We start from the raw sequence: 13,643 nt of genomic DNA, 5'->3' as shown, positions 1-13,643 counted from the left end.
CTCCCGGTGCGGCCCCGCGGCCGTGCTGACGGACGGTCAGGCCGTGGCCTGTTCCGCGCCCCGGTCCGCCTCCAGCTCCGGGATCCGCTCGCGGCCGACGCGCGGGCGGCGGATCACCGCGACCATCGTGACGGCCACGCCGACCAGCGCCCAGGCCACCAGGACCAGCAGCGGGACCAGCACGTTGGTGGAGCCGAGGTAGGCGATCGAGCGGGCCACGTCGGTGCCGGCGCCGTTGGGGATCCAGGCGCCGATGGCCCGCCAGAACGGCGGCATCAGCGGCGGCGGGAAGACGCCGCCCGCGCTGGGGTTGCCGAGCACCACGAAGATCAGCACCGCCACGCCGATGCCGACGATGTCGAAGAGGCACTGCAGCGCCATGGTGATCGCCCCGACCGCGAACACCACCAGGCTCCCCAGGCCGATCAGCGCCCAGCTGGAGCCGGGCAGCGCGTTCAGCACCGGGCCGATGATGACGGCGCCGCCGATGCCGGCCGCCACCGAGTAGAGCGCCAGGGTGCCGAGCCGGATCACCGCGCGACGGGCGTTGGCCGGGCGGGATCCGGCCGAGATGCCGAGGATCGAGGCGACCAGGTAGCCGCCGACGCACCAGCCGATCACCAGGTAGAAGGAGGAGAGCCCCTCCGCGTCGCCCGCGGCCAGCGGGATGACGTCCTCCACCTTCACGGTGCGGCCCTGGGTCTGGTCGACGGCGGTGACGATCTTCTCGGCGGCCGTGGCGGCGGCCGGGCCGCGGGCGTCGGCGACCAGCAGGGTGTCCTGGGTCGAGGCGGGGTCGAAGATCCAGGCCGCGTAGACCTTCTGATCGCGGATCAGCTCCTCGGCCGCGGCCCGGTCGGCGGCGGTGGTGGCCCGCACGGCGTCGTCGGGCACCTGCTCCAGCGCGCCGACCAGCTTGGGGCTGACCTGCGGCGGGGCGACCACGGCGATGGAGAGCTCGTGCGGGGTGGGGTGGTGCAGCGCGCCGACGTACGAGGTGATGAATCCGAGCTGGAGCAGTAGCACCCCGAGGACGAGCAGGAAGGCGCGCGGGGTGACCGCGTCCTTGAGCTCGGTCGCGAAGCCGCGGCGGGCCTGGTCGGCCATCGAACCTCTCCTATCGCAAAGACGGGCAAAACGGATACTTCATATCATGAAACAGTTGCCGTTCAGGGGGAGGCGCGACTGCGGGATACTGCTGCCATGGGAGCGAGTACGGCTGACGGGGTGGCGGCGGAGGCGGCGTTGGTCGCCGTGGAGCGCGAGATCGCCGTGCTGTTCCGGCGCGGCCGGGCCCGGGCGGCGGAGATGTCCCGCCAGGTGCACCCGGCGCTGGAGGGCGTGGCGTACAGCATGCTCGGCTTCGTGCTGGAGTCCGGGCAGGTCCGGCTGACCGACATCGGGCTGCACTTCGGGGTCGGCAAGCCGACCATCAGCCGCCAGGTGAAGGTGCTGGAGGAGCTCGGCCTGGTCGCCCGGGAGACCGATCCGCTGGACCGGCGCTCCTCGCTGGTCTCGCTCACCGAGGACGGCGCCGCCCGCTACCTGGCCGCCCGCAGCGGCCGGCTGGACCGCTTCCGGCTGATGCTGGACGGCTGGGAGCCCGAGGACCTGGCCCAGCTGGGAGCCCTGCTCGGCCGCCTGAACGACGCCCTGGGCGAGCCCAAGCTCGGCTGACCTGACTCAGGGCCTGCCCGACAATTCCCGCCGGGTCCGGCCCGCCCTGCACGCACGCTCGCCGCACGGCCGAAACGCCCAAGTAGCTCCGCTACGAGGGCGCCCCGGCCGCACGCCGATCGCACGCACCGGACGACCCGGCCTGATCCGGCGCGAATTGTCGGGCAGGCCCTGCCGCCCCGGCGGTGGCCGGGAATCGCCGTCGTTGGTTGCCTGACACAACCATCGCGTCCTATGGTTGCCCGAGGCAACGAATCTCAGGCCTAAGGACCCCCATGAGCACAGCTTCCGACCCTGCCCCCATGAGCCACCGTCAGGTACTGGAAGCCCTCTCCGGGCTCCTGCTCGGCCTGTTCGTGGCGGTGCTCTCCTCCACGGTGGTGGCCAACGCCCTGCCGCACATCCTGCACGACCTGCACGGCGGCCAGACCGCCTACACCTGGGTGGTCACCGGCGCGCTGCTCTCGCTCACCGCCGCCACCCCGATCTGGGGCAAGCTCTCCGACCTGGTCAGCCCCAAGAAGCTGGTGCAGGCCGCGCTGGTGATCTACATCGTCTCCTCGGCGCTGGCCGGGCTCTCCCAGAACACCGGCCAGCTGATCGCCTGCCGGGTGCTCCAGGGCATCGGCGCCGGCGGCGTCACCGCACTGGCCCAGATCTGCCTGGCCGCCATGGTGCCGCCGCGCGAGCGCGGCCGGTACAGCGGTTACTTCGGCGCCGTCTTCGCGCTGGCCACCATCGGCGGCCCGCTGATCGGCGGCGTGATCGTGGACACCGACTGGCTCGGCTGGCGCTGGTGCTTCTACCTGGGCATCCCGTTCTCGCTGATCGCCATCGTGGTGCTGCAGCGCACCCTGCGGCTGCCAGTGGTGAAGCGCGAGGCGAAGATCGACTACCTCGGTGCGGTGCTGATCACCGGCGCGGTCAGCCTGCTGATGATCTGGATCACGCTGGCCGGGGACAGCTACCCCTGGCTCTCCTGGCAGACCGCCGCCATGGTCGGCGGCGGGCTGGTGCTGGCCGGGCTGTTCGTGTGGGCGGAGAGCCGGGCCGCCGAGCCGATCGTGCCGCTGGACCTGTTCCGGCACCGCACCGTCACGCTGGCCTCGATCGCCAGCGTGCTGGTCGGCATCGGGATGTACGGCGCCACCACCTTCCTCAGCCAGTACTTCCAGCTGGCCCGGAAGGAGTCCCCGACCATGGCCGGGCTGCTCACCCTGCCGATGATCCTCGGCCTGGCCCTGTCCTCCACGGTGGCGGGCAAGCTGATCACCCGTTACGGCCGCTGGAAGGCCTACCTGGTGGCCGGGGCGGGCCTGCTCACCCTCGGCTTCGCGCTGCTCGGCACCGTCCGGGACGACAGCCCGTACGGGCTGCTGGCGGTCGGGATGGCCGTGACCGGCGTCGGTCTCGGCCTGACCATGCAGAACCTGGTGCTCGCCGTGCAGAACACCGTGCCCCGGCACGAGCTCGGCACCGCCAGCTCCACCGTCACCTTCTTCCGCACCATGGGCGGCGCGATGGGCGTCTCCGCGCTCGGCGCGCTGCTCTCCCACCAGGTGTCGAAGCACCTGAACGAGAGCCTGGCCGCCGCCCACCTGCCGGCCGGGGCGACCGGCGGCGGCATCCCGGACCTCAAGGCGCTGCCCGCCCAGGTGGTCCCGATGGTCACCGACGCCTTCGGCCGCGGCGTGGCCACCGTCTTCCTGATCGCTGCGCCGTTCGCCCTGCTGGCCTTCCTGGTGGTGCTGATGATCCGTGAGGTCCCGCTGCGCACCACCCAGCAGGACGCCCCGGCCGGGGCCGCCGCCCCCGAGCCCGCCCGGAACTGACGGAGCGTACGACGAAGCCCCCGGGTCCGTTGGCGGACGGATCCGGGGGCTTCGTGCCGTTCCTGGCGGCTAGCCCGCGATCAGGTAGAGGCCGTAGCCGACCACCGAGGCGCAGGCCGCGAAGCAGAGGCCGGCGGCGCCCAGCGCCACGGTGCCCTTGCCGGAGCCGGCCGCGCCGGACTCCAGGGCGGCCTCGCGGCGGGAGAGCGCCACGATGCCCAGGGAGAAGACCAGCACGGTGGCCACGGTGACCGCGAAGCTGATGCCGGCGGTCTCGGCCAGGGCGGCCCACTTGATGCTCATGCTCATGGTTCGGTCCCTTCCGGACTCAGGCGGCGACGGTGGTCGCGGCGGGGGTGGTGGGCTGGGTCACGGGGACCTCGACCGGGGTGACGTCGTTGACGTTGCCGGCGTGCACCGGCTGGCGGCGGGAGATCAGGTACATCGCGCCGGAGCCGACCACCAGGGCCGCGCCGACCAGCAGGACGCCCCAGGTGCCCTGGTCCGCCAGGAAGGCGGCCACGCCGCCGACCGCGGCGGCGGCCGGCAGGGTCAGGCCCCAGGTGTAGACCATGCGACGGGCCATGCCCCAGTTGACCTCGGCCTTCGGGCCGCCGAGGCCGGCGCCCATGATGCCGCCGGAGCAGACCTGGGTGGTGGAGAGGCCGTAGCCCATGTGGGTGGAGGTCAGGATGACCGTGGTGGCGGCGGTCTCGGCGGCGAAGCCCTGCGGCGCCTGGATGTCGGTCAGGCCCTTGCCCATCGAGCGGATGATGCGCCAGCCGCCCATGTAGGTGCCGATCGCGATGGCCGCACCGGCCGAGACGATGACCCAGGTGGGGGGCAGCGCGCCCTTGGGTAGCGCGCCGGCGGAGACCAGGGTCAGGGTGATGATGCCCATGGTCTTCTGCGCGTCGTTGGTGCCGTGGGCCAGCGAGACCAGCGAGGCGGAGGCGATCTGGCCGGCCTTGAAGCCCTTCTCGGTGCTCTTGGCCTTGCCGCCGCGGGTGATCCGGTAGGCGAGCTTGGTGGCGCCCCAGGCGGCCAGGCCGGCCACGATCGGGGAGGCCACGGCCGGGATCAGGATCTTGGAGACCACGGTGCCGAAGTTGACGCCGTTGAGGCCGACGCCGACCACGGTGGCGCCGATCAGGCCGCCGTACAGGGCGTGCGAGGAGCTGGACGGCAGGCCCTTGAGCCAGGTCAGGAGGTTCCACAGGATCGCGCCGACCAGGGCCGCGAAGATGATCGACGGTTGGATGCCCGCCTTCTCGTTCACGATGCCACCGGAGATGGTGGTGGCGACCTTCACCGAGAGGAAGGCCCCGGCGAAGTTGAGGACGGCCGCGATGGTGACGGCGACCTTCGGACGGAGGGCTCCCGTGGCGATGGAGGTGGCCATCGCGTTGGCGGTGTCGTGGAAGCCGTTGGTGAAGTCGAAGGCGAGCGCCGTGATGATCACAACGGCCACCAGGAACGTGATGTGTTCCATAACCCAAACAATCGTCGTAGTTGTCGTACTGACGCTGGTGTCACGGGCGACCGTAGGAGTGGATGGTGAACGGAAGGTGAACTGGGCGCGGAGTCGTGGTTCCGAAGGTGTCCGGGGGGTTGCGGTCAGGCCGTGGAAGGGTGGAGATCAGGCCACTGATCAGCGGTTCTGTCCGGATTGGTCCGGTCTGGTCAGGGTTTGTTGAGAGGTGTCTCACATCCCGGGTGAGATCACGCTGAGAATTCACCGAACCGTCCGGTAACCCCCTGTCTGCGCCGACGGGGGGCATGGCAGGATCGGGGGCGATTGCCAGGCTGAGGGGCCCGGCCGACGGCTGGGACTACGGGGAGGGCGGGCAGATGCACGCTGGGGTGCGGACCACGGACAACGGCGTGCGGCCCTGGGTGCGCGCCGCCCTGCGCTGCGGCGCGGTGCTGGCGGTCGCCGCACTCGCGCTGACCTCGGCCGGGACGGCCCTCGCCGCGCCCACCCCGCCGCCGGCGCCCTCCTTCACCGTCTCCCCGGGCCAGGACCCGCTGGCCGCCGCCAAGGCCACCCTGGGCCCGATGCTGGACCGGCTGCACGAGCTCTACCGCGAGGCCGAGGCCGCCACCGAGCAGTACAACGGCACGGTCGCCAAGCTCGCCGAGCAGCAGGCCGTGGTGGCCGACCTGAAGAGCCGTCAGACCTCGCAGCAGGCGGCCGTGGAGGCCGGCGGCGACCTGGCCTCGCTGCTCGCCGCCGCCCAGTACCGCAACGGCAACGCCTCCGAGATGGCCGAGCTGCTGCTCGCCAAGGACCCGTACGAGGCCGTCGTGCTGGCCGAGCTGCTGGCCGCGGCCGGCCGCTCGCAGAGCGAGTTCCTGGACAAGCTGAAGGCCGACCGGGCCTCGCTGACGGTGCTCCAGCAGCTGGCCGAGGCCTCGCTGGCCCAGGCCCAGGCGCTGCTCACCCAGCAGGAGGCGGCCAAGGCCGACGTGGCCAAGCGCCTCGCCGAGGTCGAGCAGATGGTCAGCTCGCTGACCGGCGCCCAGCGCACCGAGCTGGAGCAGCTGGAGAAGACCCGGGCCGACGAGGCCCAGCTGGCCTTCCTGGCCTCCGGCGCGCTCGGCAAGGGCGAGCGCACCCCCTCCCAGGCCGGGCGCAAGGCGGTCGCGTTCGCGCTGGCCCAGCTCGGCAAGGACTACCTCTGGGGCGGCACCGGCCCGGACAAGTTCGACTGCTCGGGCCTCACCTCGCAGGCCTGGCTGGCCGCCGGGGTGCGGATCCCCCGGGTCAGCCAGGACCAGTGGGCCGAGCTGGCCAAGGTGCCGCTCAACCAGATGCGGCCGGGCGACCTGGTGGTCTACTACGGCGGCGCCACCCACATCGGGATGTACATCGGCGGCGGCCTGATCGTGCAGGCCCCGCGCACCGGCGCGGTGATCAAGGTCTCCCCGGTCGGCGCGATGCCGATCCTCGGTGCCGTCCGCCCCGACCCGGAGTCCGCCCCGGACGACCAGGGCGGCGCCTGGAAGGTGCCGGACATCCCCAAGGGCGCGGACGGCGTGACGCCGATCCAGCCGACCAAGCAGGAGAACCTGCCGCCCGTCCCGGTCACCCCGCAGCAGCCCGGCACCGGCTCGGGCACCACCCAGCCGCCGGCCACCGGCACCCCCTCGGGCTCCGGTTCGCCGTCCGGTTCGGGCACTCCGTCCGGCTCCGGCTCGCCCTCCGGTTCGGGTACTCCGTCGGCCTCGCCCTCGGACACCCCGTCGGGTTCGGGCTCGCCGTCGGGCTCGGGCACCCCGTCCGGTTCGGGCTCCGCCAGCCCGTCGGCGGACGCCTCGGCCCCGGGCACCCCGTCGGCGGACGCCTCGGGGTCGGGCCAGTCCGCCTCGGCCTCCGCCTCCGGCTCGCAGAGCGCCGCGGGGGGCACCGCTACGCCGTGACCGGCTCCTCCTCCGGGAGCTGCATCTCCGGGCGGCCGGTGACCAGCAGCCAGGCCGGCAGGGCGGCGACGCAGAGCATCGGCAGCAGGGCGGTGTCCGGCACCAGCACCGCCGCCGTGAACAGGCTCATCCAGCCCTGCCGGGTGACGGCCATCAGGACCCCGAGCACCGCGCAGGTCACCGAGAGCGCGGGCGGCACGGAGTCGAAGAGCGCGCTGAAGGCGAAGCCGAGCGCCGCCGCCGCGAACACGGCGGGGAAGATCCGGCCGCCCCGGAAGCCGGAGCAGCTGGCGACCACCAGCGCGACCAGCTTCACCACGGCCATGCCGAGCAGTGCCCCGAAGCTGTAGTCGTCGTAGTCCAGGGTGAGCTCCTTCACCTCCTCCAGACCCTTGAACAGGGTGAGGTGGCCGCCGAGCGCGCCCAGCGCGCCGAGCACCAGGCCACCGACCGTCAGCATCGCCACCGGGTGCGGGATCTGACGGAAGGTCCGGTGCACCAGGGGGAAGAGGTAGACGGCGGCCAGGCCGAAGGCCGCGCTGACGGCGCCGATCACCAGGGCCCAGCCGACGTCGGCCAGCCGGGCGCCGGGATAGCCGGGCACCTTGATGGAGAACTCCTCCCCGGCGATCAGCAGGGTGGTCATCGAGCCGGTGACCGCGGCGATCAGCGGGGCGAACAGGCGGTCCCAGAGGGCGCCGGGCCCGGGCATCTCCGAGAGGATCAGCGCCGCCGCGAGCGGGGTGCCGAAGAGCGCGCCGATGGTCCCGGCGGCGGCCAGGGCGACCCAGAGCGTGGCGCCGGTGGCGGGCAGGAAGCGGCGGCCGATCCAGTAGGCCAGCGCGATGTTGATCATCGTGATCGGGTTCTCCGGCCCGAGGCTCACCCCGCCCGCCAGGGCCAGGATGGTGGCCACCGTCAGCCCGGGCAGGACCAGCGGGGAGACCGGCGGGTCGACCAGGCCGGTGGTGGCCGGGTCCGGCCCGGCGTGGCCGGGGGCCTTCCAGACCACCAGGCCGACGGCGGCGCCGGTCACCGTGAGCACCACGATGATCCACCAGGGGGTGAAGTCGCCGATGCCGATGCCGCCCGGGATGACGTCCCAGAGCAGGTGGTCCAGGCGCTCGGCGACCTCGCTGATCGCCAGCAGGGTGAGCGAGGAGCCGATGCCGGTCAGGATCGCCGGGCCGATCAGCGGGATCAGCTTGGCGGCCGGGGTGGGCGGACCCTCGGTCAGTTCCCGGCCGGCGGCGCTCTCGGGCTGGTCGGTGTCGGGCACGGCGGGACCTCCGGATCGGGTGAGCTGGTGTCAGATTAGGTGCAAATCCGACATATTGGCTCACTTGTCCGGAGGTGTCGCGCCGTCAGGGGGAGGAGATCAGAGCCCGCTGTCCGGCTCGAAGCGGATCACCACGGCCTTGGAGGTCGGCGTGTTGCTGATCTCGGCGGTGGAGTCCAGCGGCACCAGCACGTTGGTCTCCGGGTAGTACGCCGCCGCCCCGCCCCGGGCCACCGGGTAGTGCACCACCTGGAAGTGCGGGGCCCGCCGCTCCGAGCCGTCCCGCCACTCGCTCACCAGGTCGGTGTACGAGCCCTCGGCCAGACCCAGCGCGGCCGCGTCCTCCGGGTTCACCAGGACCACCCGGCGGCCGCCCGAGATGCCCCGGTAGCGGTCGTCCAGGCCGTAGATCGTGGTGTTGTACTGGTCGTGCGAGCGCAGGGTCTGGAGCAGCAGCCGGCCTTCGGGGACCACCGGGGCGGTCAACGGGTTGACGGTGAAGTTGGCCTTGCCGGTGTGAGTGGGGAAGGTCCGGCTGTCCCGGGGGCCGTGCGGCAGGGCGAAGCCGCCGGGCGCGCGGACCTTGGCGTTGTAGTCGTCGAAGCCCGGCACCACCCGGGAGATCCGGTCCCGGACGGTGTCGTAGTCCTCGGCGAAGCGCTCCCAGGGCAGCTCGTCCTGCTCGCCGAAGACCGCCCGGGCCAGCCGGCAGACGATGGCCGGCTCGGAGAGCAGCTCGTCCGAGGGCGGGCGCAGGCCGCCGCGCGAGGAGTGCACCATGCCCATCGAGTCCTCGACGCTGACGAACTGGGCGCCGGCCGCCGTCCAGTCCCGGTCGGTGCGGCCCAGGGTGGGCAGGATCAGCGCCCGGGCGCCGGTCACCACGTGCGAGCGGTTGAGCTTGGTGGAGACGTGCACGGTGAGCGCGCAGCGGCGCATCGCCGCCTCGGTCACCTCGGTGTCCGGGGTGGCCGCGACGAAGTTGCCGCCCATCGCGAAGAAGACCTTGACCTTGCCGTCCCGCATGCCGCGGATGGTGTCCACCGAGTCCAGGCCGTGCTCGCGCGGCGGGGCGAAGCCGAACTCCTTCTCCAGCGCGTCCAGGAAGGCCGGGGCGGGCCGCTCGAAGATGCCCATGGTGCGGTCGCCCTGCACGTTGCTGTGTCCGCGGACCGGGCAGACGCCGGCGCCCGGCTTGCCGACGTTGCCGCGCAGCAGCAGGAAGTTGACGACCTCCCGGATGGTCGGCACCGCGTGCCGGTGCTGGGTCAGGCCCATCGCCCAGCAGACGATCACCTTGCGGGAGGAGAGGGTCAGCTCGGCCAGCTGCCGGATCTGCTCCCAGGGCAGCCCGGTGGCGGCCAGCACCTCCGCCCGGGTGGTGGCGGCGGCCTCGGCGGCGAACTCCTCGAAGCCGTGGCAGTGCTCCTCGACGAAGGCGCGGTCCACGCCGTCCGGGGCGGCCAGGATCATCTGGTTGAGCGCCCGGAAGAGCGCGAGGTCGCCACCGAGGCGGATCTGCAGGAACAGGTCGGTGAGCTTGGTGCCGTTTCCGGCCAGGCCGCGGGCGTTCTGCGGGTTCTTGAAGCGCTCCAGCCCGGCCTCGGGGAGCGGGTTGACGCTGACGATCGTGGCGCCGGCCCGCTTGGCCCGCTCCAGGGCGGAGAGCATCCGCGGGTGGTTGGTGCCCGGGTTCTGGCCCGCCACGATGATCAGGTCGGCCTGGTAGAGGTCCTTGAGGCTGACGCTGCCCTTGCCGACGCCGAGCGTCTCCACCAGGGCCGAGCCGGAGGACTCGTGGCACATGTTGGAGCAGTCGGGCAGGTTGTTGGTGCCCAGGCGGCGGGCGAACAGCTGGTAGAGGAACGCGGCCTCGTTGCTGGTCCGGCCGGAGGTGTAGAACGCGGCCTCGTCGGGGGAGGCGAGCTGCTTCAACTCCTCGGCGACGATGGCGAAGGCGCGCTCCCAGGAGACGGGCGCGTAGTGGGTCGCGCCCTCGTCCAGCAGCATCGGCTGGGTGAGGCGGCCCTGCTGGCCGAGCCAGTAGCCGGAGCGCTCGGCCAGCTCCGCGACGGAGTGCTCCGCGAAGAACGCGGAGGTGATCCGGCGCTCGGTGGCCTCCTCGGCCACGGCCTTGGCCCCGTTCTCGCAGAACTCGGCGGTGTGGGTCTTGCCGGGCTCCGGCCAGGCGCACCCGGGGCAGTCGAAGCCGTCGGGCTGGTTCACCTTGGTCAGGGTGGCCAGCACCCGCTTGGGGCTCATCTGCTCGGCGGCCATCCGCAGGCTGTGCCCGACGGCGGGGAGGCCCGCCGCCGCGTGCTTCGGATCGGTGACCTTCGCCCGGTCCTGCGCGGGGTCGACCTGCGGCGGCTGCTTCGCCATGACGTCCTACTTCCTCGTACGGACCTGTCCGCCTCCCATCGTAGGTGTGGACGAATTCGGGGACACCGGGGGCGCGGGTGGTTGCGCCCCGCAGGGGCGCGAGGAACTGCGCGCTGGGGAACGGCAGCACGTGCAACTGGCTGACGGCGGTTCAGTTGCAGGTGAGCCGCCTTCCGACCCGCGCAGTTCCTCGCGCCCCTGGTGCAACCAATTCCGTCAGCAGCCGGCGGGCGACCGCGTCGTTCTGGCGGAAGCCCGGTGCGTTGGTGCGCGGGCGGGCGAAGGCGGTGTGGGTGCGGGCGGTGGTGAAGGGGCCGAGGGCGGTGCGGCGGGGGTGGGGGGTGCCGTCGGGGGAGAGGACGCGGGCGTCGGCGGGGTCGACCAGGAGCAGGCCGGTGGCGGGTTGGGCGGTGGCGGCTCCGGTGGAGAGGAGGCCGCGCAGGACGGGGTCGGTGGAGCGGTCCAGGGTGTGTTCGGGGAGGTAGGACTCGATCAGGGCGGTGCCGTGCACCAGGTGGCCGGGCACGGTGGTGCTGGTCGCGGTGAAGGTGCCGCGCCGTTCGTCGGTGGAGACGGACAGCTCGCCGCCGAGGAACCGCACCACCCCCGCCTCGGCCAGCGCCACCAGCTCCCGCAGCCGGAACCCGGGCGGGCCGGAGGCGAGGAAGCTGAAGAACCCGAACCACCACCCCTCCAGCTCCTCGGCCGTCGAACGGTCCGTCAGCCGGCCGGAGGCGACCAGCCGGGGCAGTTGGCCGAAGAGCGAGAGCAGGGCGAGGAACGCGCCGAGGTCGGCGCTGTGCGCGGGGTCGGCCCGGCGGTCGGCGTCCGCCTCGACGTACGCCAGCAGGTGCGCCTGGAACTCCTCCGGGGTGAACTGCCGCCCCGCCAGCGGCCGGTCCAGCCGTTCGAAGTCCAGCCGGTCCGCCGGGTCCGGGACGGCCTTGGCCACCAGCTCCGTCAACTCGGCGTCGTACCAGTCCAGTCGGTCGTACTCGGCGAGGAAGTCCCGCCACGCCAGGGCGACCCGCGAGGGATGGGCGTGGAAGAGTTCGTGGTAGTGTCCGAAGCCGATCTCCTTCGCCATCAACGGCCAGACGTCCCGCCGCAGTTCGAGCTCACCGGGCAGCGAGAGCACCCCGTCCACCGCCGCCCCGTCGAAGTACCGGGGGAGCGGGGCGGGCGGCCCCTGGAGCCGGTAGCCGGTCTTGGAGTGGTACGGGACGCCGCGCCGCGAGCCGACGTGCAGCACCGGCTCGGCGCCGGACGGCAGGTAGCGCAGCCGCCCGTCCGGGCGCTCCTCGTAGCGCCCGCCCCGGCCCTCGGTGAGCAGGACCAGCAGGTCGACGAAGGCCAGGCCGAAGCCCCGGACCAGGGTGTGCTCGCCGGGGGCGAGGCCGCTGAGGTCGGTGTCGGCGGTGAAGGCGGGCGGCAGGTGGAAGAGGCCGTGGCGGTCGGCGAAGGCGGCGAAGCGGGCGTGCCGGGGGTCGGGTTCGGCGGCCAGGTGGCCGAGGGCGAGCACCACCTGGTCGGCGGTCAGCACCCGGTCGGAGAGCTCGACCAGCTGGGGGCCGTCGGCCGGGCCGGTGACGGAGAGCACGGTGTCCCGGTGGATGGTGACCGTGACCTGCGGGGGCAGCTCGGCGAGGGCGCGGCGGAGCGCCCAGTCCAGGTAGGCGCTCTGGGCCCGGCGGGTCGGGAAGTCGGTGGGCGCCAGGGTGCGGAGTTCGGCCTCCACCGCCGCCGAGGCGACCGGCTCGTACGGGGCGAACTCCTCCTGGTGCGGGGCCCATTCGGCCAGCGAGGGCCCGGGCCGGACCGGCCCGTCGATCACCGAGCGCTCGTCGGTGAACAGGGTGACGTCCTCGGCCATCGAGTTCATCCGCAGCAGCGAGGACTGCGCGTCGCGCCAGATCCGGCCCGGGCCGGCCGGGTGCGGGTCGACCAGGTGGATGTCCAGGGGGTGGTCCGGGGGCAGCAGTCCGTCCGCGTTGGCGGCGATCCGCTCCAGCAGACCGGTGGTCCGGGGCCCGGCGCCGACGATCACCAGGGTGCTCATGCCCGTGCCCCCGCCCGGGTCGCCAGGGCCCGCAGCCGCTGGAGCGGCGTCGGTGGCAGTCCGCCCCGGCTGCTGCCGCGTGCGTAGTACCGCTCCAGGTAGTACTGGCCGACCGAGAGGACGCTGGTCACGGCGACGTACCAGAGGGTGGCGACCAGCAGCAGCGGGATCACCTGGTAGGTCTGGTTGTAGATCAACTGGGCCGAGTAGAGCAGGTCCTGGACCGCCAGCACGGAGACGATGCTGGTGCCCTTGAGGGTGCCGATCAGCATGTTCCCGGCGGTCGGCACGATGGAGCGCATCGCCTGCGGGACGACGATCCGGCGCAGCACCCGGGCCCGGCCGAGGCCGAGTGCCTGGGCGGCCTCCAGCTGGCCGTGGTCCACCGAGAGGATGCCGCCGCGGACCACCTCGGCGGCGTAGGCCGCCTCGTGCAGGGTCAGGCCGATCACGGCGGTGAGGGTGGGGCCGAACAGGTTGACCGTCTTCACCGTGAAGAACTCCGGGCCGAACGGCAGGCCCAGGCCCACCGTCGGGTAGAGCGCGCCGATGTTGAACCAGAACAGCAGCTGGACCAGCAGCGGGGTGGAGCGGAAGATCCAGACGAAGCCCCAACTCAGGCTGCGCAGCAGCGGGTTGTCGGTCAGCCGGAGCACCGCCAGCAGGGTGCCGAGGGCGAAGCCGAGCACCATCACGGCTGCGGTCAGCCAGAGGGTCAGCAGCAGCCCCTGGGCGATCGCGGTGGTGGTGAAGTACTGCGCCACCACGTCCCACTGGAAGGCGGGGTTGCGCACCACCGAGTTCAGCACCAGGGCGAGCACCAGCAGGGCGAGGGCCGAGGCGGCCCACCGGCCCGGGCGGCGCCGGGGCACGATCGGCGGATCGTCGGACAGCGGGGTGGAGGTCTCGGGCGGAGGGGAGAGGACAACGGCCATGGGGCGGCTCCGGATCGGCGGGCCGCCGCGCCCGGCCGCGCCCCTCAACGCGTCCG

General features: G+C 72.8%; 10 protein-coding genes. 3 read left to right on the top strand and 7 right to left on the bottom strand.

What is annotated here, in order from left to right; all coding sequences use genetic code 11:
- Positions 1-36: 36 nt before the first annotated feature.
- A complete protein-coding gene (locus ACWEPF_RS26525; RefSeq protein ID WP_452174482.1) occupies positions 37-1,107 on the bottom strand; it encodes an ABC transporter permease in 1,071 nt (356 codons plus the stop codon).
- A gap of 96 nt (positions 1,108-1,203) precedes the next feature.
- On the opposite strand from ACWEPF_RS26525, the gene ACWEPF_RS26520 reads away from it, so the two are divergent.
- Together ACWEPF_RS26520 and ACWEPF_RS26515 are read left to right on the top strand one after the other, a co-directional pair.
- The gene (locus ACWEPF_RS26520) at positions 1,204-1,677 is read left to right on the top strand and encodes a MarR family winged helix-turn-helix transcriptional regulator (protein ID WP_452174481.1); all 474 of its coding nucleotides are present in this window, start codon (positions 1,204-1,206) and stop codon (positions 1,675-1,677) included.
- A gap of 302 nt (positions 1,678-1,979) precedes the next feature.
- Positions 1,980-3,509: an MDR family MFS transporter gene (locus ACWEPF_RS26515; protein WP_345290058.1), complete on the top strand. Its 1,530-nt coding sequence runs from the start codon at positions 1,980-1,982 to the stop codon at positions 3,507-3,509.
- A 69-nt stretch (positions 3,510-3,578) separates the two neighbouring features.
- Here ACWEPF_RS26515 and ACWEPF_RS26510 read toward each other — a convergent pair whose 3' ends face one another.
- Together ACWEPF_RS26510 and ACWEPF_RS26505 are read right to left on the bottom strand one after the other, a co-directional pair.
- A complete protein-coding gene (locus ACWEPF_RS26510) occupies positions 3,579-3,818 on the bottom strand; it encodes a hypothetical protein (protein ID WP_380150126.1) in 240 nt (79 codons plus the stop codon).
- 19 nt (positions 3,819-3,837) lie between these two features.
- Positions 3,838-5,001 (bottom strand): inorganic phosphate transporter, encoded by a 1,164-nt coding sequence (locus ACWEPF_RS26505; RefSeq protein WP_345290060.1) that lies wholly within the window; start codon positions 4,999-5,001, stop codon positions 3,838-3,840.
- Positions 5,002-5,360: 359 nt separating this feature from the next.
- On the opposite strand from ACWEPF_RS26505, the gene ACWEPF_RS26500 reads away from it, so the two are divergent.
- Complete coding sequence (locus ACWEPF_RS26500) at positions 5,361-6,932, top strand: NlpC/P60 family protein (protein WP_452174480.1); 1,572 nt, start codon at positions 5,361-5,363, stop codon at positions 6,930-6,932.
- Here ACWEPF_RS26500 and ACWEPF_RS26495 read toward each other — a convergent pair.
- The 4 genes from ACWEPF_RS26495 to ACWEPF_RS26480 all read right to left on the bottom strand — a co-directional run bounded on the left by ACWEPF_RS26495 (position 6,922) and on the right by ACWEPF_RS26480 (position 13,587).
- Positions 6,922-8,211 carry an ion channel protein gene (locus ACWEPF_RS26495; RefSeq protein WP_452174479.1) on the bottom strand — a complete coding sequence of 430 codons (1,290 nt, stop codon included), beginning with the start codon at positions 8,209-8,211 and terminating at the stop codon, positions 6,922-6,924. The two genes, ACWEPF_RS26500 and ACWEPF_RS26495, sit on opposite strands and share 11 nt — an antisense overlap.
- A gap of 99 nt (positions 8,212-8,310) precedes the next feature.
- Positions 8,311-10,593 (bottom strand): FdhF/YdeP family oxidoreductase, encoded by a 2,283-nt coding sequence (locus tag ACWEPF_RS26490; protein ID WP_452174478.1) that lies wholly within the window; start codon positions 10,591-10,593, stop codon positions 8,311-8,313.
- A 151-nt stretch (positions 10,594-10,744) separates the two neighbouring features.
- Positions 10,745-12,652 (bottom strand): FAD/NAD(P)-binding protein, encoded by a 1,908-nt coding sequence (locus ACWEPF_RS26485; protein ID WP_452174477.1) that lies wholly within the window; start codon positions 12,650-12,652, stop codon positions 10,745-10,747.
- Positions 12,649-13,587, bottom strand: a complete 939-nt coding sequence (locus tag ACWEPF_RS26480; RefSeq protein ID WP_452174476.1) for an amino acid ABC transporter permease — start codon at positions 13,585-13,587, stop codon at positions 12,649-12,651. Before ACWEPF_RS26480 ends, ACWEPF_RS26485 begins: the two co-directional genes overlap by 4 nt.
- Positions 13,588-13,643 lie beyond the last annotated feature (56 nt).

It is taken from the genome of Kitasatospora sp. NPDC004289, assembly GCF_053602875.1.
The sequence above is the reverse complement of the archived record's forward strand: the minus strand, read 5'-3'. Positions and strand labels throughout refer to the sequence as shown.